At 34.7% G+C, this 24,133-nt stretch carries 24 protein-coding genes; 3 read left to right on the top strand and 21 right to left on the bottom strand.

What is annotated here, in order from left to right:
* Positions 1-3 precede the first annotated feature (3 nt).
* From DFQ05_RS12860 to DFQ05_RS12815, 10 genes are all read right to left on the bottom strand, one after another.
* Positions 4-1,317, bottom strand: a complete 1,314-nt coding sequence (locus tag DFQ05_RS12860; RefSeq protein ID WP_132705943.1) for a DASH family cryptochrome — start codon at positions 1,315-1,317, stop codon at positions 4-6.
* Positions 1,293-1,439: a DUF2256 domain-containing protein gene (locus DFQ05_RS12855; protein ID WP_132705941.1), complete on the bottom strand. Its 147-nt coding sequence runs from the start codon at positions 1,437-1,439 to the stop codon at positions 1,293-1,295. The genes DFQ05_RS12860 and DFQ05_RS12855 overlap by 25 nt, the downstream gene beginning before the upstream one ends.
* A gap of 1 nt (position 1,440) precedes the next feature.
* On the bottom strand, positions 1,441-2,862 hold the full coding sequence (locus tag DFQ05_RS12850; RefSeq protein ID WP_132705939.1) for an SDR family oxidoreductase: 1,422 nt from the start codon (positions 2,860-2,862) through the stop codon (positions 1,441-1,443).
* A gap of 23 nt (positions 2,863-2,885) precedes the next feature.
* On the bottom strand, positions 2,886-3,521 hold the full coding sequence (locus DFQ05_RS12845) for a flavin reductase family protein (protein ID WP_132705937.1): 636 nt from the start codon (positions 3,519-3,521) through the stop codon (positions 2,886-2,888).
* Complete coding sequence (locus tag DFQ05_RS12840) at positions 3,522-4,832, bottom strand: ABC1 kinase family protein (RefSeq protein ID WP_132705935.1); 1,311 nt, start codon at positions 4,830-4,832, stop codon at positions 3,522-3,524.
* 20 nt (positions 4,833-4,852) lie between these two features.
* Positions 4,853-5,509 (bottom strand): TetR family transcriptional regulator C-terminal domain-containing protein, encoded by a 657-nt coding sequence (locus tag DFQ05_RS12835; protein WP_132705933.1) that lies wholly within the window; start codon positions 5,507-5,509, stop codon positions 4,853-4,855.
* Between the two features lie 85 nt (positions 5,510-5,594).
* Positions 5,595-6,641, bottom strand: coding sequence for an ACR3 family arsenite efflux transporter (gene arsB / locus DFQ05_RS12830; RefSeq protein WP_132705931.1), 1,047 nt, complete (start codon positions 6,639-6,641; stop codon positions 5,595-5,597).
* A 1-nt stretch (position 6,642) separates the two neighbouring features.
* On the bottom strand, positions 6,643-7,254 hold the full coding sequence (locus DFQ05_RS12825; protein WP_132705929.1) for an arsenate-mycothiol transferase ArsC: 612 nt from the start codon (positions 7,252-7,254) through the stop codon (positions 6,643-6,645).
* Between the two features lie 16 nt (positions 7,255-7,270).
* A complete protein-coding gene (locus DFQ05_RS12820) occupies positions 7,271-7,744 on the bottom strand; it encodes a DUF6428 family protein (protein WP_132705927.1) in 474 nt (157 codons plus the stop codon).
* Position 7,745: 1 nt separating this feature from the next.
* Entirely contained in the window at positions 7,746-8,075 is a 330-nt protein-coding gene (locus DFQ05_RS12815; protein ID WP_073087237.1) for an ArsR/SmtB family transcription factor, read from the bottom strand.
* A gap of 183 nt (positions 8,076-8,258) precedes the next feature.
* Between DFQ05_RS12815 and DFQ05_RS12810 the strand changes: the two genes are divergently transcribed.
* Positions 8,259-9,107 carry a DUF2911 domain-containing protein gene (locus DFQ05_RS12810; RefSeq protein ID WP_132705925.1) on the top strand — a complete coding sequence of 283 codons (849 nt, stop codon included), beginning with the start codon at positions 8,259-8,261 and terminating at the stop codon, positions 9,105-9,107.
* 77 nt (positions 9,108-9,184) lie between these two features.
* Here the strand turns inward: DFQ05_RS12810 and DFQ05_RS12805 are convergent, their stop codons facing one another.
* The 11 genes from DFQ05_RS12805 to DFQ05_RS12755 all read right to left on the bottom strand — a co-directional run bounded on the left by DFQ05_RS12805 (position 9,185) and on the right by DFQ05_RS12755 (position 20,256).
* Positions 9,185-10,981, bottom strand: coding sequence for a sodium:solute symporter family protein (locus tag DFQ05_RS12805; RefSeq protein ID WP_132705923.1), 1,797 nt, complete (start codon positions 10,979-10,981; stop codon positions 9,185-9,187).
* Positions 10,982-11,096: 115 nt separating this feature from the next.
* Positions 11,097-13,622 (bottom strand): PIG-L family deacetylase, encoded by a 2,526-nt coding sequence (locus tag DFQ05_RS12800; RefSeq protein WP_132705921.1) that lies wholly within the window; start codon positions 13,620-13,622, stop codon positions 11,097-11,099.
* Between the two features lie 68 nt (positions 13,623-13,690).
* Complete coding sequence (locus DFQ05_RS12795; protein WP_132705919.1) at positions 13,691-14,371, bottom strand: hypothetical protein; 681 nt, start codon at positions 14,369-14,371, stop codon at positions 13,691-13,693.
* A 64-nt stretch (positions 14,372-14,435) separates the two neighbouring features.
* Positions 14,436-15,503: a magnesium/cobalt transporter CorA gene (gene corA, locus DFQ05_RS12790; RefSeq protein ID WP_132705917.1), complete on the bottom strand. Its 1,068-nt coding sequence runs from the start codon at positions 15,501-15,503 to the stop codon at positions 14,436-14,438.
* Between the two features lie 11 nt (positions 15,504-15,514).
* A complete protein-coding gene (locus DFQ05_RS12785) occupies positions 15,515-16,048 on the bottom strand; it encodes a mechanosensitive ion channel domain-containing protein (protein WP_132705915.1) in 534 nt (177 codons plus the stop codon).
* Positions 16,049-16,096: 48 nt separating this feature from the next.
* Positions 16,097-17,044: a septum formation inhibitor Maf gene (locus DFQ05_RS12780; RefSeq protein ID WP_132705913.1), complete on the bottom strand. Its 948-nt coding sequence runs from the start codon at positions 17,042-17,044 to the stop codon at positions 16,097-16,099.
* A 29-nt stretch (positions 17,045-17,073) separates the two neighbouring features.
* Entirely contained in the window at positions 17,074-17,667 is a 594-nt protein-coding gene (locus DFQ05_RS12775; protein ID WP_132705911.1) for a Maf-like protein, read from the bottom strand.
* A complete protein-coding gene (locus DFQ05_RS12770; protein WP_132705909.1) occupies positions 17,667-18,596 on the bottom strand; it encodes a geranylgeranylglycerol-phosphate geranylgeranyltransferase in 930 nt (309 codons plus the stop codon). The genes DFQ05_RS12775 and DFQ05_RS12770 overlap by 1 nt, the downstream gene beginning before the upstream one ends.
* Positions 18,597-18,602: 6 nt before the next feature.
* Complete coding sequence (locus tag DFQ05_RS12765) at positions 18,603-18,914, bottom strand: hypothetical protein (protein ID WP_132705907.1); 312 nt, start codon at positions 18,912-18,914, stop codon at positions 18,603-18,605.
* A 2-nt stretch (positions 18,915-18,916) separates the two neighbouring features.
* A complete protein-coding gene (locus DFQ05_RS12760; RefSeq protein ID WP_132705905.1) occupies positions 18,917-19,447 on the bottom strand; it encodes a KdsC family phosphatase in 531 nt (176 codons plus the stop codon).
* 2 nt (positions 19,448-19,449) lie between these two features.
* Positions 19,450-20,256 (bottom strand): Rossmann-like and DUF2520 domain-containing protein, encoded by an 807-nt coding sequence (locus DFQ05_RS12755; RefSeq protein ID WP_132705903.1) that lies wholly within the window; start codon positions 20,254-20,256, stop codon positions 19,450-19,452.
* A 98-nt stretch (positions 20,257-20,354) separates the two neighbouring features.
* Between DFQ05_RS12755 and mscL the strand changes: the two genes are divergently transcribed.
* Together mscL and DFQ05_RS12745 are read left to right on the top strand one after the other, a co-directional pair.
* Positions 20,355-20,789, top strand: coding sequence for a large conductance mechanosensitive channel protein MscL (mscL, locus tag DFQ05_RS12750; RefSeq protein ID WP_132705902.1), 435 nt, complete (start codon positions 20,355-20,357; stop codon positions 20,787-20,789).
* 95 nt (positions 20,790-20,884) lie between these two features.
* Positions 20,885-24,088, top strand: coding sequence for a cytochrome c biogenesis protein CcsA (locus DFQ05_RS12745; RefSeq protein ID WP_132705900.1), 3,204 nt, complete (start codon positions 20,885-20,887; stop codon positions 24,086-24,088).
* The last annotated feature ends 45 nt before the right edge of the window (positions 24,089-24,133 follow it).

The following is a 24,133-nucleotide window of genomic DNA, read 5'->3' as shown; positions in this document are numbered from 1 at the left end:
AAATTAAAATAAAGACGTTTGTAACCAACGCTTTCTAAATTTACCATTGGTGTCATAGCGTTCGGCCTGTAAATCGACATTAAATTTTCGGTCTCTCGGGTCGTTGCCAACGCCAGCTACATACATCCAATTGCCGTAATTACTGTGAACGTCGTAGTCGAGTAGGAGTGACTCAAAATAGGCAGCGCCAATGCGCCAATCGAGTTCTAATTCTTTCGCAAAATAAGATGCCACGTTTTGGCGTCCACGATTACTCATCCAACCAGTTTCTTTAAGTTCTATCATGTTGGCATTTACAAAATCTGAATGGGTTTCTCCGTTAATCCAAGCGTTTATCTTGTTCTGGTTTCTGGACCATGCATAATCTTTCTTTAAGATGCCTTCGAGCTTAAAGATTTGGTTGCCATGTTTTAGCGATACATACTTAAAGTAATCGCGCCAGATTAACTCAAAAATTAACCAATAGGTCGATTGATTTTTGAAATGCTCCGCTTCAAACTTTTTAATTTGCCAATAAATTGTTCGGGCAGAAATACTTCCATTAGCCAGCCATGGCGAAAACTTAGAGCTGTAGTCTACACCAACTAGGCCATTACGCGTTTTTTTGTAAAACCCTAATTTTTTAGTTTCGAAAAAATAATTTTCTAGTCTTTTAAAAGCTTCGGATTCGCCACCTTTAAAAGGAAAAGCCGAATGTGGATGCGTTTCAAAATCCTCGAAACCTAAGTCGGAAAGTGTTGGGATTTGAGTTGTGTTTTCAATACGATTTGAATCTGGTTTCTTTTCTATGTGTACTTCTGCTCTGATATCTACATACTTCTCAAGTTTTTTTCTGAAAACCGTAAATACCTGAGGTGTTTTATCAATCTCGAAATTGATATCCGCTGGATGATATAAAAACTGATTGTATACTGAATGAAATATTATATTCTTATTGATGGCAGAGATACGCGAAGCCACAGTATTTTCAGCAGTTTTTTCTTCTTCGGTCCATTCATTTTGAAAATAAACAGCATCTATTTCGTATGTGTCACAAAGCTGTGGTAGCGCAGCTTCAGGTTTATCGAAATAAACGAGCAAATCGATATTTTTTTTAGCTAAATTTTCTTTTAAATCGTTTAGCGTTTCTAGAAGAAATTTAGCTCTAAATTTTTCTGTTTTTTTAAATCCAAATTTATCCTGTTCAAAATGTCTAGGGTCTAAACAATAGACTGCAATAACACTATCACTTTCGTTGCAGGCTTTTGCGAGAACAGCGTTATCGTTAACGCGTAAATCGTTTCTAAACCAAACTAAACTGTTTTTTGTTTTCTGCATCTTTCACTACAATATTTTACATTATCCCAATCCTTTGCCCATTTTTTTCGCCACGTAAACGGGCGTTCACAAATTGGGCATACTTTTGTTGGTAGATTTTCTTTTTTTACGCCTCTAGGCATTTTATTTCTTAGTTACCAATGCGTTAATCATTCCGTTAAATACAAAGGCATGAAATGGTAAAACGGCATACCAATACAATCGACCCCAAACACCTTTTGGTCTAAAGACAGCACGCTGAAATAGTTTGTCTTTTACGATTTTAAACTCTAACCACGCTTCACCAGGTAGTTTCATTTCAGCAAATAATAGAAGGCGTTTCTCTTTTTTATCGGCAAAAAGTACACGCCAAAAATCGAGTGGGTCACCAGGTTCTAAATACGTGTCATGTGTGCGTCCGCGTCTAAGACCAACACCACCAAAAAGTTTGTCTATATAACCTCTAATTTTCCATAATCTGTTAAAGCTATACCAGCCGTTACGTCCACCGATACTCCAGATTTGGTTTATGGTAAATTCTTCGTCTTCAATAACGCGGCTTCTTACATCTTTAAAACAGCCGTATTGTGGCAATTCGATATGCTTAGAAAGCTGGTCTTTAAAAACGCCGCTACTTACGGCATCTTTCCAACTAGAAATCACAGAATTTTGTTCAATTTTTTGAAAAGCCAACTCAACCGCTGTTTTGTAGGTCATTGGCTGAATATCGATATGCTCATTGATGTCACTTTCCTTACCAATAACTTCTACTTTCATACTATCCACAAGTGCCGAGGCCAATTGAAATGACGTTGATGTCACAAAATAAAGCCAATACGAAGATAACTTAGGTGTTAAAACCGGAAGTGTAACAATGTATCGTTTTAACTCTCTTACTTCTGCAAATTGCAGGAGCATTTGTTTGTAAGTCAATATTTCCGGACCAAAAATATCATAGGAATTGTTGTAAAGTTCTTTTTTGCCTAAGGCCCCAGACAAATACGTTAATACATCTCGGATGCCAATGGGTTGTGTTTTTGTGTTTAGCCATTTAGGTGTAATCATAAAGGGTAATTTCTCTACGATGTCTCTAATAATTTCGAAAGATGCACTTCCACTTCCTACAATTATTCCAGCTCTGAACGTCGTCAAGGCATAATTATCAGATTTTAAAGTTTGTTCAACTTGAAGACGCGATTTTAAATGCTTTGATAACGAGTCATCATTTACAATACCACTTAGATAAATAACTTGCTTGCACTGAGTCTTGTTAACGAGCTCTTTAAAGTTTTGAGCACATTTTTTTTCAAGTTCCTCGAAGTCATTACTAGAATTAGACATCGAGTGTATTAAATAATAAGCAACCTCGATATCATCTGGGATTTCTGCAAGTTCTGGCTCTAAAAAATCAACTTTTATAAATGTGCATTGTGGATGGTCTTCGATTTCATCTGGGATACGCTCCATGTCTCTTACACAGCAAACTAGTTCATGGTCGTCTTCTAGCAACTGTAGCGCAAGGCGCTTTGCTATGTAACCTGTAGTACCGGTAAGTAGAATTTTCATGATAGTGTGCGCTTTTAAGCATTTTAATCTCTATGTGCAAATCCAGCTTTTGGACGTTGGTATTCTAAACGTGTTTTTAAATCAGGTACGGCATAACCATCCAAACCATTAATAGTTGCTACTTTCCCTTTTGACAAATTAATAAAACCATCTTTCTCTATCAATTCATCTGGCACATATAGCTTTTCGATTTTACCAACAACCAAAATGGTATTGTTGGCTTTGATGTGATATTCTTCAACAAAACTCATGGCAATTTGTATTGGGCACCCTGCCACAAATGGTGCATGAAAATGGTCTTTATATTCTTCTTGCAATTCAGTGACGTCAAACTCAGAAATAGATTTATCATATTTGGCAGAGGTATGATGCGCATCTGCTATAATTTGCTCGTGGATATGGTTTACGGTGTAATATCCTGTGTTTTTTAAATTTTCATACGTATGTCTAATTACAGTTGTAGGCCGCATAAAAACACCTAATAATCCTGGATTAGACCCCATGTGGGTTAACGAGCTAAAAACAGCGAGATTGGAATTGCCAGCAGCATCTTTGGTACCAATAAGATTTGCAGATTTGTAACCAGAACAACTGTTAATTAAGTTGATACGGTACAAATGATGCATTTTGTTTATGTCTTCTAAACTGAATTCTGCCATTTAAAGATTGATAAAGTTGTTGATTTTTACATTTTCAGCTTTTAAATCGAACATGAGATTATACAATCCAAAAAATGTACGATTAATATAAATAAAGTGTTTAGAGCCTCGATTACCATTCATGTTTCTAAGCTCTGTACTCTTTGAATAGCGTTGTCCCATTTCTGCAACTTGATTGAAGAAATTTGGGTCTGAAAAATCAAAAGTTTCATTATGAAATGGTTGTGTAAATAAGCTCAGCAAGTCATGAAACATGGCGCTAAAAAATTCTATTTCTTCTTTTGAGTCATCTTCACGTAAAATTTCTAATTCGTATAATTTTTTAGTGAAAAATGTCTCGTCCTCTAAACTTTCTTTTTTGGCTAATTCAAAATAAGGCACGTAAAACGATTCTGGAATTTCCTTCATACAACCAAAATCTAAAGCGATTAATTTTCCTTCTTCAGAAATTAGGAAATTACCAGGGTGCGGGTCTGCATGAACTTTTCTAAGCTTATGGATTTGATACATATAAAAGTCCCACAGCGCTTGACCTAACTTGTTTGAGACCTCTTGATTTGTATTGTGTGCAACAAATTCAGATAGGTGCTCACCTTTCATGTAATCCATCGTAATGATGCGCTCGGATGATAAGTCTTCATAATAATTAGGAAACTCGAGATTTGGAATGTGCTTACAAGCCTCTACAACCGCTTTACTTTGTTCAATTTCTAGTAAATAGTTGGTTTCTTCGGTAAGCTTATTTTCTACTTCCTTGAAATATTTATCAGAATCTTTACCTTTTATATTAAACATTTTAATAGCAATTGGTTTTACCAGTGCCAAATCTGATGCAATACTTTCTGCAACCCCAGGGTATTGAATTTTCACAGCAAATTTTTTCCCATCCTTTTCTGCAAGGTGGACCTGCCCTATACTGGCAGCATTTACTGAGGTTGCGTTGAAAGTATCGAACAAATCTTCGGGATGCTTCCCAAAATATTTTTTGAACGTTTTTAGCACCAATGGAGGTGATAATGGGGGAACCGAAAATTGTGATAATGAGAACTTTTCGACATACGCCTTTGGCAAAATACTTTTTTCCATGCTAAGCATTTGCGCTACTTTAAGCGCACTTCCTTTAAGCTTTTTAAGGCTATCGTAAATGTCTTCTGCGTTATTTTGATTGAGACGTTCTTTGGCATCTTCTTTAGAATTTACCATTTTGTCTCCGTAATATTTTAGATAATTAACACCAACTTTTGCACCCGTAGAAACTAGTTTAGTTGCTCGAGAAATTTTACTAATGGGTATGCTGTCTATGGTTTTCATTTATGCTGAAGGTATCAGTATTAGTTGTTATGCATTCTTTCTTTGAACAAGAATTTGCCAAAGTCAATAATGCTTTTAAGTGGTGTTGTATCTATTAAATCGAAACTTGCTTTTACAGATTTCTCTATAAAAATGTCGGTCTTTTCAAAAGACGGTGAGGTGTCATCTAACCAGAATTTCATAGTTACTAATAATTGAAACCATGCTGATTCCTTTAAACCTCTATTTTGAAGTTTTTCGAATTGTTCTTGCTTTAAATCTATAGTATTTATACCAAGACGTTCTATGTAGTTATTAAAACTTTTCTTTAAGTGCGAAAGTACTTTTAAAGATTTCATACCTTCTTTTTGGTTTCCTAAAGCATGAACCACATAACTTCTGTTTGCTGTTAAGTTTTCAAAAAAGGTGTAGTAAAAACTAAGTAGTTTGTTACGCGCATCAAAAGACTGATAGTCTTCGCTTTTTTCTAAAGCAGTGAGTGTATTATCGAAAAATACTTTAAAAATAGATTGTTCTAAAGCTTCAAACGACCCAAAATGCTCATAGAATTTAGACTCTTCAAAATTATTGTCTTTAGCAAATGCATAGACAGATTTTGGTTTATGGTCGTGCATGAGCACGTAATCCATGTAAAATGTGATTAGGTCTGTTTGTGAGATTGATTTTTTCTTTGCCATTGTATTGATTTTACAATGTAAAGATACTATTTGTTTAACTATTTTAATGTACAGTTAAACAAAATTTAACTTATAGAATTAGATTCTATGATACATCTCCTAAATAAAACCTTTTTCGCAGCCAAAACGATACACGAACTAATAAGATTAGTGCAGGTACTTCGACCAATGGACCAATGACTCCAGCAAAGGCCTGACCAGAGTTTAGCCCAAAAACAGCAATAGCTACGGCAATAGCCAACTCAAAATTATTTCCTGCTGCGGTAAAAGCTACTGATGCCGTTTTATCATATTCCGCTCCCATAGCTTTTGTAACAAAAAAGCCAACTATAAACATTAACGCAAAATAGATGAGCAAAGGAATGGCAATAATTAGAACATCAAAAGGAATTTGAACAATTAATTCACCTTTTAATGAAAACATGATTACAATGGTGAATAATAGCGCTATTAAAGTTAAGGGAGAAATTGTTGGAATAAATTTGGTCCTATACCAATCTTCACCTTTTAGTTCAACTAATATGAGTCTACTCAATATTCCTAATGCAAACGGAATGCCTAAATAAATTGCAACACTTTCTGCAATCGTTACTATGGAAATATCTACAATTGCACCTTGAAAGCCAAAATATGGAGGTAGTATAGTAATAAAAATCCATGCATAAAAACTGTAAGCAAATACTTGAAAAACACTATTTAAAGCAACTAATCCAGCACCATATTCGGTATTTCCTTCGGCTAGATCATTCCAAACCAACACCATGGCTATACAGCGTGCCAATCCAATTAAAATAAGTCCTACCATGTATTCCGGGTAGTCTCTCAAAAATGTTATGGCCAAAACAAACATTAATACAGGACCAATCACCCAATTAAGAATAAGAGAAATCGAAAGAATCTTTGTATTTCTAAAAACCTTTGGCAACAACGCATAATTGACCTTAGCCAAAGGAGGATACATCATTAAAATTAAACCAATGGCAATAGGAATATTAGTTGTACCGCTGTTGAATGTATTTAAGATTTCTGGAAAAGAGGGTATAAAATAGCCAATTGCAACGCCTACTAGCATCGCTGCAAAAATCCAAAGTGTTAGATTTTTATCAAGAAAACTTAATTTTTTTTGTGCCATTTTAGGATTTGATTTTTGAGAACACATATTTCATTTCTGTAGCAATTTGAAGACTACGCTCTTCGTATTTTTCAAGTTGAAGCGGTGTATTATCATACGCTTTTGGGTCGTCATACCTCACAGGAATACGTTGTTCTGCACCAGCAATAAAAGGACAATTCTCGTCGGCATGCGAGCAAGTCATTACTGCAGCAAAGCTGTTTTTGGGATTAAAATCAGCATCAAAGGTTTTTGAAAAACACACGATAGGATGGCGGTCTTCAGCGTATTTTACAGCATAAACCGGATTTTTTTCGTTTGATATTTTATTAATTTGAAACCCTTGTTTTACAAGTGTATCTCCAACAACGGGAAACATCGCTGTGGCTTCCGTTCCTCCAGAATAACAAAACACTTCAGTTATATTGAATTTGTAAGCCATGGTTTGTGCCCAAATCTGTGATAAGTGACTTCGTCGCGAATTGTGTGTACAAATAAAATTAAGGTTTACTGGAAGATTTTTATCCTTTTTTGATTGAATGAATTCTACTAGCTCATTAAGTATACCTTTTCTTTCTTCTGATATTGTAGATGGCTCTAGAGTTTCAATCAGATGATTTAATTTTTCGTTCATATCCATTTATTCGATTTTAACAACAACCAGAATCTGGTGTACAACAAGATGTTGCTTGATTTTGTAATTCTGAAAGTTTTAGTTTAGGTTTTAGGGTTGGTATTCCACAATTATCTTTTGCTAAGCAATCGGTTTGCTTAGAGGTCAATAAAAAGCTTTTGCCATCAAAGCCTAATCCGTATTTTCCGATGGTGTCCGATTGATACTCGACTTCGATATCTACGTCTCTTAACTTTAATTTTTCTTCAGAAAGCGTTATAATATTTAGTAGTTTTTCTGGGTGCAAACGATGGTCGTAATCGTTAGCTTCCCAAAGTTGAAAGTTAATCACACTTTCTTGACGCAGTGTTCCACCACAGTCTATAAAAGTTTTTGAAATTTTCCCTACTTCTGTGACATGAAAATGACTAGGCACTAACTCGCCATTTGGGAGTTTGAATTCAATCGTTTCAAGCGTTTCGAGGTGTTTTTTTATTTCTGAAAGTGTCATTTTAACAGCAATTAGTATTCGTTATGTCTTGATTCAAAAACTGATTTATGATAGATTTCATTTCAGTCCATTGTTCTTTATCTATGCAATAGCACACGCTAGTGCCTTCGATGTTACCTTTGATTAATCCAATAGTTTTTAATTCCTTGAGATGTTGAGAAATAGTGGATTGCGCCAAACCGATTTCATCAACTAAATCACCACATATACAAGTGTCTGTGTTAAAAATATGTTGTAAAATGGCGACTCTTGCCGGATGCGCAAATGCTTTTGCTAAAAGCGAAATCTTGTTTTGTTGGTCTGTAAATATTTCAGATCTGACAAGTCCCATATGGCTACTTTATTTGTTTATTGCAATATTACGATTAAGTATTTTTCTAAACAAGATTTATCTTTAAAAAAGGACAGAATTGGTAATTATTATAGGTACCTATTTTAAGTCTTTCTTAACATTAGTAGGAGTATTGAAGTCGTAATTTTACGGTGAAAAATTAAACACTAACACCATATTAAAATGAAAAAAATCGTATTATTTGCATTTGCCCTAGCACTAATGTTTAGTGTCAATGCACAGATTGAAACACCACAGCCAAGTCCAAGTGCAAAATTGGAACAAAAGGTGGGGTTAACTGATATTACTATAGAATATTCAAGACCTGGAGTAAAAGGAAGAACAATATTTGGAGAGTTAGAGCCATGGGGCTCTATTTGGCGTACAGGTGCTAATAAGAATACTACCATAACATTTAGTGACGATGTTACTTTCGCTGGACAAGATGTTAAAGCAGGAACGTATGCCATCTTTACAAAGCTTAATTCTGCAAAGCAATGGGATGTTATGTTATATAGCGATACTGAAAACTGGGGAGCACCACAAAAATGGGACGATAGCAAGGTCGTAGCAACAGCAAAGGTTGATGTTGAGGAAATTCCTTTTAATGTAGAAACATTTGCTATTGATATTAACAACATTACTGACAATGGAGGAACGCTTGAGTTAATTTGGGAGAAATCTTATGCAGGTATACCTTTTACAGTACCAACAGATAAAACGGTTAGCGCTGCAATTGATAGAGTAATGAATGGCCCATCTGCAAATGATTTATATGCTTCGGCTGTGTACTACATGAACGCAGGAAAAGACATAAATAAAGCCAAAGAATGGATGGACAAAGCTTTAAGTATGATTGAAAAGCCACGTTTCTGGCATTTAAGACAAAAATCATTGATTTATGCTGCAGCTGGCGATAAAGCTGGAGCTATAAAAGCTGCAAAAGCTTCACTTGCTGATGCTGAGGCATCTGGTAATGCTGGATACGTAAAAATGAATAAAGACTCATTAAAAGAATGGGGCGCAATGTAATTTACAGTGCTATTAAAACAAAAAAGCGACTGCACTTCGAGAATCTCAGTGACCAGTCGCTTTTTTGTTTTGATTTTTTAGTCTTTATTTCTTAATAATTGAAGCATATTGGCAATAAGAATAACCAATACGCAACCAAATAAATTGAGCCATAAGTAAGGCATCCAATCGTACCACCAACCAATAATTATGATTACCTGAGTAATAAGAGCTCCGGTAAAAACGGCATTCCCTTTTATATGTTTAAAGAAAAAGGCCAATAAGAATATGCCTAGCACATTTCCATAGAAAATAGAACCAATAATATTTACTAGCTGAATAAGATTCTCTGCCAAATTAGCAAAGCAGGCAATAATTATTGCTACGATGCCCCAAGCCAATGTAAATAATTTAGTGACTTTAACCATGTGTGCTTCGTCTTTTTCGCCTTTAACGTTTCTGCCGTATAAATCTATTGATGTAATTGTAGCCAATGCATTTATCTCAGAAGCAGTCGAAGACATGGCGGCAGACAGAATTACCGCAAGTAACAGGCCAATGAGTCCAACGGGTAAATGGTTAAGTATAAATCGGATAAACATGTAATCCCTATCATTTGTTTGGGTGTCTTTTGCTGAAGACTTATACAAAGTATCTAATTCTTCGGATTTTGCTATGTAATCTTCACTTTTAGGGTTTGCAGAGAGTTTATCAACCTCCGACTTCAAATTGTTGTATGCTATTGTATAATCAGAGTCAATAGCTTTTTTTATTAAGAATTTAGACTCTAATCGATATGCTTTTTCTATGCTATCTAACCTATAAGCTTGTGTTTTTAAACTCTCATTATTCTCTTTAGCCATTAAAAGGCTTAGTGCTTTTTTCTCATTAAAAAGGATATTTTGTTTTTTCTGAAGCGTTCTGTATTCGTCGCCATATTCTGAAGCTAACACAGTCTCGGTTGATGCGTCAATAAAATTTAATGGCGCTGGGTTAAATTGATAAAATACAAATACCATAACTCCAACGAGTAGTATAAAAAATTGCATTGGAACTTTTAGAAGACCATTAAAGATAAGTCCCATTTGCATTTGTTTCATGCTTTTCCCAGACAAGTAGCGTTGTACTTGACTTTGGTCAGTTCCGAAGTAAGAGAGTGCTAAAAATGTTCCGCCTATAAGTCCAGACCAAACGGTATATCTATTTTCTAAATCGAACGAAAAGTCCAAAACTTCCATACGACCACTTGAACCAGCAATCTCCAAAGCATCCGTAAAGGATACCTCGTCAGGAATTAAATTTAAAGTGATAAATAATGCAGCTAACATTCCAGCAAAAATCACAAACATTTGTTGCTTTTGTGTTACAGTTACTGCCTTTGTACCACCAGAAACTGTGTATATAATTACTAGAAAACCAATGATAACGTTAAGATAAATAATGTTTATTCCTAATACAATTGAAAGAATAATAGCCGGAGCAAAAATGGTAATTCCTGCTGCTAATCCGCGCTGAATTAAAAATAAAATAGCAGTAAGACTACGGGTTTTTAAATCGAAACGATTTTCTAAGAATTCGTAAGCTGTATACACTTTTAAGCGATGATATAATGGTATAAAAACAGCACAAATAATAACCATGGCTATTGGTAAGCCAAAATAGAATTGTACAAAGCCCATACCATCAGAAAACGCCTGTCCTGTTGTAGACAAAAAGGTAATGGCGCTAGCTTGAGTGGCCATAACGGACAAACCTATTGTCCACCAACGTGTTGTGTTTCCGCCTTTTATGTAATCTTGTGCGCTTTTATTATGTCTTGTAACCCAAGTACCATAACCCACGATGGTTAAAAGTGTTGCTGAAAGTACCGTCCAATCTATCCAACTTAATACCATGCTAAAATGCTTGAGTTATAAAATAAAATAGAATGATATAAATTAAGTTTGCCACTAGAACTAAAGTGTATGACTTTAACCATGGCTGTTTTTCGTGTGTTTGTTTATCCATGATTTAGTCGTTTAATTTTTTGTTTGGGATATCTTCTTTTCCAGCTGAAAGCATATTGGCAAATAGGCGATAGGCTCCTGAAACACCAGCAGGGAATTCTCTAAAGAAACTTAAACCTGTATAAATATAGTTGCCTTTACCATATTTAGCTATTAAAAGACCACCGTCTTTGGCCGATTCGCCTTTATCATTTGCAGATAATATAGGTGTAAACTCTTTTGCCCATTTGTTGGGGAAATATAAGCCGCGCTCTTGTACCCAACCTTCAAAATCTTTTTCTGTGATTTTATTTGGAAAGTTTAGAAGCGGATGATTAGGCTCAAGAATTCTAACTTCGGCATTTTCATCTGTCACTCTATCTCGAGATAGATGTAATTCGTAAGGTGCTAAATCGTCGACTTTGAGACGTCTGCTTGTATTGTATTGCACAACTAGATTTCCGCCTTCTTTTACATAATCCAGCAGGTATTTTTGCTTAAACTTTAAGTCATCCAAAATATTGTAAGCTCTAATACCAACAACTATAGCATCAAAATCTTTTAAATTGTCAGAATTAATTTGTTCTGGCTGTATGATGGTTACGTTATAGCCAATTTGTCTAAGACTCTCTGGAACAACGTCACCTGCGCCTTCTATGTAACCAATGTTATTGCCTTTTTTCTGAATATTTAAACGCACTAACTTACTCTCACTAGGTAAATAAACGGTCTGGTAGGGAATGTGGCTGTAGTCTATCTCTACGAGCTCTCTTGTGTAGAATTCGCCATCTATATTAACCATCGGAGAAATTAAGCCTTCGCTCTGATTTTTAGGTGGGATTACTGTGAACACCAAAGTTTGCTCATCACCTTTATTTTTAATCGTTACTTTCTGTTTTTCTGGATAGACGTTCCAATCGTTAGGATACGCAAGCTGAACATAACCATCTATATTATTTCTACCTGCTTTAACACTTACTTCGATATCTCGCTGTTTGTCATTCTCGAAAATAAATACCTTATCCTTTAGGCTTGCAGAAACTGGAGGTACAATCTCAAACGGACGATACAATTCGCCTTTATCAGGTTCTGAATAACGGTAAACGACAGGTTTTGTAAATGGAATTATAACGCCTTCGATATTTAAATTAAATGTCATATTTATAGCTCTAGGCGTTTCTGGTTTACCAATTAGGGCTTGGTCGTTAACCTTGTACATGCCTAAGCTCCCTTTCTCGTTTAACCAGTAGGCGTTGGTGTAGTTTATAGTACTAGGGATGGTTATGCCTTCTTCTATATTAATGCGTTGGTTTGGTAAAAGCTGAATATTTTTTGAAATGGTATTATCTATAGAAGTCATCTTGTAAGAGTCTAATTCTATATTAATAGCACTGCGGTTTAAGGCTTCAATTTGAAGTTTTACTGCTTCATTTTTAGTAGCCGAAGGACTATTTGCAGAAACTTCTAAATATAGTCCGGCACATGCCTGAATAATGGTTTTTAGTTCTTCAGTTTTTATTTGTTTCCAGTGTTCATTTTTTATAGTTTGAAGCAGTTGATAAGCTCTAAGCAAATCAGGAATATGCACTGATGGATTTGCAAAATTGAAATTGTTTTCTACCGTCTTTAGAAGTTCACCAATAGCCTTACCGCCTTCAATTCTATTCCAAGAGATGTCTATGCCTTCAAACGGATTGTTTGTACTATTTAAAGACTCACCTTTTAGCAATTCAATGTATTCTTGTTGCGTTCCACGTGTGGATAAACGCCCAAAGCCTTGACACAAATGCTGGCTACTCGCAATGGAAGCTACCTCGTTATTAGATAAACCTTTTAATGGGTAATAAACACCTATATCAAAGCTGGCCATATTGCTTTTGTCCGCTTCTTCAAATTTTTCTTGACTACCGTAAAACCACCAGGACGTATTAAAGAATATGCGCTGAGGTTGCCATGTATCTACATATTTTAGTTGAGCAGGATATTTTGTAGCATCACCAACCAAATCGAACGCTTCTAAACTAAGCATTGCAGAACTTGTGTGATGGCCGTGTGTACGACCTGGCGTTCTATGGTCAAAACGATTGATGATAATGTCTGGTTTAAACTGTCTTATATTCCATACAACATCGGCTAGAACCTCGTCTTTATTCCAAATACTTAATGTTTCATCAGGGTGTTTAGAATACCCAAAATCATTAGCTCGTGTAAAGCGTTGCTCACCACCATCAACACGTCTAGCGGCAAGTAATTCTTGGGTACGCATAATACCTAATAATTCTCGTAGTTCTGGTCCTATTAAATTTTGTCCACCATCGCCTCGCGTTAAGGATAAGTAAGCAGTGCGGGCTTTTACATGATTGGACATATACGATATGAGCCTCGTATTTTCGTCATCAGGATGTGCTGCCACGTAAAGCACCGAAGCTAAAACGTTTAGCTTCTGAATTGCTTCGTAAATTTCTGATGAATTTAGTTTTTTTGGTTGTTGCGCATTTACAGAGAATGTAAAAACGAAAAGTAATAGAATACCTTGTTTTATGCGATGCATAGTTTTTCAGTTAGTTGCTTCTCAAAGGTAAAAAAGTTACTATGCTGTATGTGGGATTTTAGATTTATTTAACGGTTAGAGTCTTTATGCGCTAAATCATGAATATCTCTTTCGGTAAAGGCTCTAAATGAAAATTTATACCCTTCGTATCCTGCAATAGCGTAAAAAACTAAGTCCATAGGGCTTGCAGTTTCACTCATTATAGCAAACGTCATTGAGTAGTCGAACGATAATAATGTTTCTAAGTATCCTAACTCGTATTGATTAGCTATGAATCCGAGAATGCTTAAAAAGTTTCCTAGGACACAGCTTAATAATGCTATAATGGCTCCAGAAATTCCAAAAACTTGGTCTATACCTTTACCGATAAAACGCATTGTTAATCCAACAGCAGCACCAATAGCAATAGCTACTATACCTATTTGTAACTCTGTCATTACGGTTATCGCTGCCCATCCTAATGCTGCAATGACTCCGACTAAAATACTGGCAAATATGCCCGCCTTTAAGTTTTGTTCTGCTCTAAATTTTTCTAAATGTTCGTTAGAAATCTTACCTAACACCTCGGTATGCTCCAAAGTGTCTTCATTATTTATACTTGCTACGGCATCATTATCAATAGTATAATCTTTGCATTCATCTTCGAAATCGGCTATGCTATTAGTTAGTTTACATACTATGCCCACTTTCATATCCATTTCTCGATTAGTACAGGTTTTACAGAATTTAAGATGCTCTTGTCTTGTCATGATTAAAAATTTAAAGATCACAAGTAAGTAAATTATGACAATAAATAAAAAAAGAATTAAGATTTTATAACCACTTTTTTCTTCTGAAGTAATAAAGCATACCAACAAAAAGAACTATCATTATGCCCCAAAGAATAAAATAACTATACCTATAGTCAAGCTCTGGGATGTATTCGAAATTCATTCCATAAATACCAGCGATAAAGGTCAAAGGAATAAAGATAGTGGCGATAATGGTCAGTACTTTCATGACTTCATTCATCTTATTACTAATTGTTGTCATGTACATGTCCATTAAACTCCAAATCATTTCGCGATAAATATCTATATTTTCTGACACTTGAATTAAATGGTCGTAAACATCTCTGTAATAGGTAATTGTGCGTTTGTTTATTAGCGAATTTTCAGACTTTTCAATACGACTTATAATCTCTCTAAGCGGAAAAATAGCACGTCTAACTTTTAGGATTTCGCGTTTTAGTTGCTGAATTTCAATATTAATATCTTCTCTTGTATTTCCAGAAAAAAGTTCTGTTTCTAAATCTTCAATTTTATTACCTAGGGTTTCGATAACGCTAAAATAATTATCGACAACAGCATCTATTAATGCATACATAAGATAATCGGATTTTAATCCTCTTATGCGGCCTTTGTTCTCACGAAGTCGTTCTCTAATCGTATCGAAAACATCGCCTTCTGCTTCTTGAAAGGTTAATACATAGTTTTTGCCTAAAATAAAGCTTACCTGTTCTACAACGATTTGTTCTTTTTCGTCATAGTACAGCATTTTTAAAACTACGAAGATGTAATCTTCGTATTCGTCTATCTTAGGACGCTGGCTTGTATGCGTAATATCTTCTAAGACAAGAGGATGAAGATTGTATTGATTGCCGATATTAGAGATTTCTTGCGTATAATTTAGTCCATTGATGTTTATCCAAGTAACGGATGATGTTTCTTTATAGGCAGATGCATCTTCTATGTTAAGAAGTACGGTTTCTTCAATACTTTCCTTTGTATAGTCAAAAGAATGAATGTGAAGTTTTTTATTTGTTTTTTTTCCAGTATATATAACAGAGCCTGGTACCTGCCCAACGTGTTTTTTGTAATTTTCTGTACGTTTTTTACCCATAATGCTTCAATTTACAAAATACTACTATCATCTAAGGCATCCTTTTGGATAAGCGTTACAGGTTTTTGTAATATTAGGTTGTTTGGGTAAGTGACTAAATCGCCATTATCTTCTCTTAGAATAAGTTGAAACGCGCGAATATCTTCAATAATAGCTACAACGGGGAAATCTTTATCGTGAATTTTAATTTTGTCTCCTACCTTGTAGGGAAATGAAAAAAACATAATTACGCCAGATGTAATATTGCTTAAAATCGACCAAATTGCAAATAGCGCAATGCCAATTACAGCAAAAACGGAAGAAAATAAAAGAGAAATATCCCCAAAATTTGCACCTAGCACAAAGGCTTCAATGAGCGCACCTAAGAGAAAAATTGTAACAGTGACATAGCGGCCAATGAGATTTGCCCTTGCTTCAGTAGTACCACTTGTTTTTCCAATCTTTTTTACTGCAATTACTATAAACGCTCTAATGATTAAGAGGATGATAAGCAGAATAATGGTATATATAATTTCTGTCTTATATATATTAAAAAAATTGAGCATAACTAACGTTAATCTGTTTAACACAAATATAGTTTAGTTTTTACTCAATTATTCTAACCCAAGTGTATTTCTTAAATTTTCGTCTGAATTTGAATTTTTACTCCAGTAGGCAGATTTAATGGTTTTTATTTTATTAGCCTTTGTCGTTAAAAGTTTGGCATTTGGCCCATAACCATCTGGATATGTTTCTTCCCAGCTAATAATATCAAATGGAAAATTAGGATTGAAGTTAATTTTTAGCGTTCTGTTTATTTCAGGATAGTGGATTTTATACGAATCGTCATTTAAAGTCGCTTCTGCGTTTAAGGCTTTAAATTTTAAGTGTTTTAATCTTAAAAATTCTAACGATGGTAAAATTTTTAGTTCTCCCGTTGGGAGTGATTTAGGATTAACTCGTAATTGTGTCCAAATTTCATTTTCTGTAATTGACTTTTCTAAATTTAAATTTTGGTCTGCTTCGGTCTCGAAGTAGGAGTGAGCTTTAATTTCAAAATTATCTCTATTATTTAATTGCGCGTAAACATGTCCGCACCATTCTTGGATAGATGCCGTTACTTTTAGAGCATGTTGGTTATTTGCCACAGGATAAAACGTACTCTGCATTATTGAGTAAGGATATATTCCTGTATTAAAGTTTTTAGTTGCATTAAGCTTTAGAACAGAGGTATTGTCTTTACTGTAGTTATCTGCCTTTACTTGCTCTTCTGGTAAAAAATCTTCGGTCACATATACCAAAACAGCCGTACCGTCTCGCATTTCGCCATAACGCGCTTGCTCGAGTTTGTAAGACGATATTTCAGCCTCTCCGGCATACCAATAGTCATTAAATTCTTTGCTAAGTGGTTCCGCAGATTTAAGTATCTCGGTTTTAATTGTATTATCGGTAACTGCTAATTGCTTGTCTATAGGTTTTTGCTCTTCTTTGCATGAAAATGCAATGACAAGTAAGGATAATAAGCTCGTAAAAACGGTCATGCTTTTTATCGGATTATTCATTTTTCTAGTTTTGACATAAAGATACGATGTTATTTATCGTTAGCCATGCGTATTAACGTTTCGTAAACTAAATGTGTGGGTAAACCAACGACGTTGTTGTAAGAGCCTTTTATGGCTGTTATACCTACTGCACCAATCCATTCTTGTATGCCATAAGCGCCAGCTTTATCAAAGGGTTTAAAGTTGTTGATGTAGTACCAAATTTCCTCATCAGACAACCGTTTAAACGTAACCCATGTTGTTGTATTGACTACAATTTGTTGCGTTAAAGTCGTGAAACAAGCAGACGATATTACACTGTGTGTGGCATTGCTCAAAGATTTTATCATTTTGTAAGCCTCGTTTTCATCTTTCGGCTTGCCAAGCGCCTTATTATTATGCCAAACAATCGTGTCGCTTGTTACCAATATGTCATTCTGTTTTAATTCTGGAAGAAAAGGTTCTGCTTTAAGTTTAGAAAGGTAATCTGTTATGTCTTCTCTTTGAAGATGCTCTGGATATATCTCTTCAACAGGCTTTAGTCTTACTTCAAATTCTAAGTCTAGTGCTTTGAAAAACTCATGCCGTCTTGGAGAACCCGAGGCCAAAATAATTCGTTGCGATTTAAGATGTTCTTTCAGCATTAGTTTAATAATATAAATTGAAATAAGAGAAGCGATAAAACACCAAATAACATTACCAGTTTTAGAATGCTGCTTACGTGCTTGTAATCGGTTTTATGTTCTGCATTATATATTTTAATACTGCTATATATCATAGGGGCAATAATAAATACTAAAACATAAATTAACGCCAGCGTTTGCTGATATAGGTTTTTAGTGAGATAAATGATAATTAGTACAAGCGGAATTAATGATAAGCCGAACACCAATTTTGTAGCACATTGTCTACCAAACACAATTGGAATACTGTTTACGCCGATTTTATAATCACCATCGATATCTTCGATATCTTTAATAAGTTCTCTTAAAAAATTAAGCATAAACGCAAAAAGTGCATAATCTTTAATTAGGTCTAGAAAAAAGTATTGCGAAGATGCATTTGTTATGCTTACTACTGGAATTAAATCGAACACACCAACAATTAAAAGACTAAAACTAACGAGTGCTGCAATTATTACATTTCCTATTACTATTATTTTTTTTAAGTAGGTCGCATATAAGTAAAGTACGCTAGATACTAATATAAATAACACAAAAAAGCTAGGTTTATCTATAGCATTAGATAAAAAGAATCCTGCAATTACGCCAATGAAATTTAATGCAATAAAGAGGTAAGTCGCAAATTTTTCGCTGATGTGCTTGCCTATAATAACATGGTTAGGTTTATTAACTTTATCTGCCTCTACGTCTTCAATATCATTAATAATATAACCGCCAGCAGCAATACTTACGGTGGCAATAACTAAAAGGGCAAATCCTAAATTAGTCAAAGCAGTGTCGAAACCGTATTCTAGTTTTAAAGGCTCAAGTAAGGCGTATTTTATCAGGGTTTGCGCTAAAATGAGTAATAGTAAATTTTTCCAACGAATAAGTTTTAGAAATGGTATCATAAAAGATTAACGCGACATTATTTGTTCGATAAGGTGATAAACAGAATAGGCCAGACCACTAAATAATATTACTGTAACAATAGCTGTACGTTGGTTCGCGATTCGTTCTTGTTTTCTAATTTTATCCTTAATTTTTTGTTTGTCACTTTTGCTTAAATCTTTATGAAGAAAGTCCATTTTGTAATGCAAATGTGCCTCAAGGTCTAGTTTCTCTTTATAAGAAGAAAAGGGTTTCTTAGAATTTTGGTTAAAAGTCGCTTGACTGTTTCCAAAACCTATATAGCCAAATCCTGTGCTATGTCTTCTTCCTCTAGCCATTATTAATCGTGTTTTGCATTAAAGTTTCCAAACCATTGGCCTTGAACTTTTAAAACTTGTTCAATAACATCTCTAGCCGCGCCTTTGCCACCATTTTTATGAGAGATATATTTAGAAATATTTTTTATTTCTGGCACAGCATCTTGTGGACAACAAGGCAGCACAGCTAATTTCATTACAGGATAATCTGGGATGTCATCTCCCATATAAAGGGTTTGCGAATACTTAATATTCTTTTTATTAAAGTAATCTTCTAGTTGTTCTATTTTGTTTTGTGCGCCAAGGTAAATATCTGTAATACCTAAGCCCTCTAATCGTTTTCTAACACCTTCATTAGAGCCTCCAGAAATTATACAAACGTTATAACCTCTATCCACCGCAGTTTTTAAAGCGTATCCGTCTTTTATATTCATGGTTCTAAGCATTTCGCCATCTGTTGTTACAGTTACCGTTCCATCGGTAAGTACACCATCAACATCGAAAATAAACGTGGTAATATCGTTAAGGTACTCTTTGTAGCTTTTATCGCTCATACTTAGGATTTATTTTTAATTCTAAAATGGTTTTTGGTCACTGAGCTTTTCGAAGTGCCGTGTGTTTTCTGAATGGATTTGGTTAATAATTCATAGATATCACGATGCTCTTCCTTTTCAATTAATTTTAAATGTCTTTTTAATGTTTTCTTATCGTTGCGCTTTGCGGGTCCAGTTTGCGCTTTAAAAGGCGACATGTCTTGTACCTTTTTAGCTGTTTCCAAGATAAGAGGTTTTAGTATATCGAAGTTAATACTTTTTGCATCACTAATTTCGTGAGCAATTCTGTATAGCTGATTGGTAAAATTATTTACAAAAACCGCAGAAAGATGAAGTGTTTGTCTTTGTTCAGTCGATATTTTATAATGTTTACTACCAATAGCTTCTGCCAAATCTTTTAGCAATTGTAGGTTAGATTTGTCTTCTGTCTCTATGCAAATAGGAACATTTACAAAATCCATGGTGGCATCTTTAGAAAAACTTTGAAGCGGATAAAAAACGCCGCGTTTTTGCCTTTTGTCTAAGTCATGTAAACCAACACTACCTGATGTGTGTACTACAAACCGATTATCAAAAGGAAAAGATTTAGAAACATTTACAATAGCATCATCAGAAACAGCTAGGATATACACGTCAGCTTCTTTTAACTCAGAAATATCGTCGATAACTTCTGTGTCATTTTGAAATGATTTAACAGCTTCAAACGTACGATTGTACCATTGTTTTACAACTACTGTCTCGGCATTAAAAAATGCGTTATATAAATGCGAAGCGACATTACCAGCGCCAATTAACACAACTGAAATCATATTGCTAAAATACTAAGAATTATAGCATGACAAAACTTGAAACTTATTCTAATTGGATATTAAAAGAATTTATTTTGTACTATTAAAAAAACAAGAAAATGAAGTTACTAAAAGAGTTTAAAGAATTTGCAGTAAAAGGGAATATGATGGATATGGCCATAGGTATTATCATTGGTGCTGCATTTAATAAAGTTATCGATGTTTTAGCAAAACAAGTGTTGTTGCCACCGTTATCACTATTATCGGAAGATGTAAATTTAGAAAATCAGAAATTTATTCTTAGAGAAGCCGCTACGAATGTAGACGAGGTTGCAATTGCCTACGGCAAACTTGCAGAGGTCTTTTTAGATTTTTTAATTATCGGCTTTACTGTTTTTGTGGTTATAAAAGCAATGAATCGATTAAAACGGAAAGCACAAGACTCTAACGATACGTCCGTAAGCACGCCCAAGGACATTGAATTATTAAGTCAATTAACAGAATTAATGGAGGAGCAGAACAAAATTTTAAAGACTTTGAATGCTTCAAAATAATTGAAAGAAATTTAACATCGTTTTGGATAGTTTTAGACTATATAAAACAAGTGAAAAACTGTATCTTTGCACGAGCTTAAAATAAGCCAAACGCTATGCAAAAGAAAATCGCTAATTTCCTATTTTCAACAAGACTTACAGGTGTTTTATTTATTGTTTTTGCTGTTGCTATGGCAGTAGGAACCATTTTAGACCGTAATATGGAAACCTCTCCAACACCTTACACTAGGCAGCTTATCTATAATGCTTGGTGGTTCGAGGCAATCATGGTCTTTTTTCTTATTAACTTTATTGGAAATATTGGCAGATACCGATTATGGCGAAAAGAAAAATGGGCAACTTTAATCTTACATCTGTCATGGATACTTATTATTCTTGGTGCAGCCGTAACACGCTATATTGGCTACGAGGGTGCAATGCCAATTCGTGAAGGTGAAACCGCAAGCCAAATGCTTTCGCTTAAAACTTACATCAAGGGACGCATCGTGGGAGACTATCAGGTTAATGGGCAATTTCAGCAAAGAAATATAGAAGAAGAAGTTGATTTTTCGCCAAGATTAGATAACGATTTTAATAAAACGTATGATTATGGCGATACAGAAGTTACCATTGCATTAAAGGAGTTTATAGTTGGTGCCGAAAAAGATATTATTCCAGATGAAAATGGCGAGGCCTATCTTAAAATCGTTGAAGCGGGTAACGGAAAACCTCATAATCATTTCTTGAAAGAAGGTGAGATTGAAAACATTCATAATATTCTCTTTACACTTAATAGATTTCAAGAAGGAGCTATAAACATTACAAATACTAACGAAGGACTGTTTATACAATCACCTTACGATGGCGAGTATTTAACCATGGCAACTATGACCCAAGGCAAATTGGTTAAGGATAGTCTGCAACCTTTGGCCTTACGTTCTCGCTATGTTATAGAAAATATGCAAATCGTATTCCCTAAACCTGTGGTGAAAGGAAAGTTTGGCGTTGTAAAAAAATCTAAAATTCTCAAGAACGATGAAGATGGTGTGGTTTTAGATATTACTGCCAATGGAGAAACAAAAGAAATTGGTTTATTAGGCGGACAAGGGTCTTATAATGGTTTTGAAAACATAAATGTTGGTGGTTTAGATATCGAACTACTTTATGGTTCCAAAATTATAGATTTGCCATTTTCAATAAAACTAAACGATTTTATAGCAGAAAAATATCCAGGTACCCAGAATGTTCCTAAATCCTTTGAAAGTAAAGTCACTGTTTTTGATGAAGATAAAGGCGATTTTGATTACAGAATCTACATGAATCATGTTCTAGATTATGGTGGTTACCGTTTTTTTCAATCAGGTTATGACCCAGATGAAAAAGGAACTATCTTATCCGTAAATCATGATATGTGGGGAACCTACATTACTTATGCCGGATATCTGTTACTTTATTTTGGGTTATTAGCCATTATGTTTGCCAAGCATACCCGTTTTGATGATTTACGAAAGCAACTCGAAAAGTTAAAAAAGAAAAAGGCTAAACTCCTAACAGTTCTATTTTTAAGCTTTGGTCTGTTTAGCTTTTCGCAAGAGCATTCGGCTGATGATGGTCACGACCATGGAGCTGCTATTGAACGACCTCAGAAAGCGCTGCTTGATTCTATTTTAAGAGCTAATATAACACCACAAGAACATGCAGATAAGTTTGCAAAAATGGTGATACAAGATGTTAGCGGTCGTATGATGCCTATGCACACCTTTGCGTCTGAGGTTTTAAGAAAGCTCAGTAAAAAAGATACTTATGAAGACTTTAGCGCAACTCAGATTTTCTTATCAATACAGGAAAGTCCGCAGCTTTGGTATAATATGCCTGTAATTTATCTTACACCAAGAAAGGCAGATACGGTTAGAAGTATTATAGGTGTTGGGGCATCAGAAAAATATGTGAGTTTATTGGATTTTATTAATCCAAACGGAACAAATAAACTAGACCCTTATCTAGAGGAAGCCTTTAGCGCTGCCATACCAAACGGTTCGCAAAAAGAAATAAAGATGGCTTATGAGCGTCTTAGCTTACTATCAGGCATTATTGAGGGACGTTCTCTTAAAATATTTCCTGTTCCTAACGACGAAAATAATACTTGGATTTCGCCTTTCGAGTATAAATCTGGGCGTTTTAATAAAGAGATAAAAGAAACAGATTCGCTTTACGGTAATTTTATTAGAAACGGATTTAGTTATTATTTAATGACGTTGAACGCTGCAAAGCAGAAAAACGATTTTACCAATGCCAACAGACTTTTAGAGGATTTTAAATCCACACAGAAAAAATACGGCAGTGAAGTTATGCTTTCTGACGCTAAAGTAGAAACAGAAATCGCTTATAATAAATATGATATTTTCAAACGGCTTTTTAGCTGGTACGTGTACGCTAGCACCTTACTTTTTATCTTGCTAATATGGCAAATATTGAAGCATAGGAGTAAGGCTCTAGAAATTGCAGTTAAAATCTTAGTTGGTATCATTATATTTTTATTTGTTCTTCATATAGGAGGATTAATAGCACGTTGGTATTTATCAGGACATGCACCTTGGAGTGACGCTTATGAATCTATGATTTATGTGTCTTGGGCAACGATGTTGTTTGGATTATTATTTGGTAGAAAAAGTAGATTAACGATAGCTGCGTCTGCTTTTGTTGTATCCGTAATTTTAATGGTAGCCCATTGGAATTGGATGGACCCAGCTATTGGTAATCTTCAACCTGTATTACAAGGTTATTGGCTGATGATTCATGTATCTGTAATCGTAGCAAGTTATGGTCCTTTTGCTATAGGAATGATTTTAGGTCTTGTGGCTTTATTCTTAATGATAATGACTAATAATGAGAACAAAGAGCGAATTAAAATCAATATCAAAGAAATTACTATTATAAATGAATTGGCTCTAACGGTAGGTTTGGTTATGCTTACTATAGGAAACTTCCTTGGCGGCATGTGGGCAAACGAAAGTTGGGGACGTTATTGGGGTTGGGACCCAAAAGAAACCTGGGCATTAATTAGTATTATGCTTTATGCTTTTGTAATACACATGCGCTTAATTCCAGGTTTACGAAGTAAATGGCTATATAATGTACTTTCAGTTTTAACTTTCGGAAGTATTTTAATGACATATTTTGGTGTTAACTTTTACCTTTCGGGACTCCATGCTTATGCAAGTGGAGACCAAATTATTAGTTTTCAGTTTATAGCAATCACCCTATTTATTATTGCGGTTATTTCATTTTTTGCTTATCGTAAATATAAAGCTCATTATTAATAGCATAAATTTTATAGCAGATTGTATACAATCAAATTCTATTTT

The organism is Winogradskyella wandonensis (assembly GCF_004346845.1).
Classification (GTDB): Bacteria; Bacteroidota; Bacteroidia; order Flavobacteriales; family Flavobacteriaceae; genus Winogradskyella; species Winogradskyella wandonensis.
The sequence above is the reverse complement of the archived record's forward strand: the minus strand, read 5'-3'. Positions and strand labels throughout refer to the sequence as shown.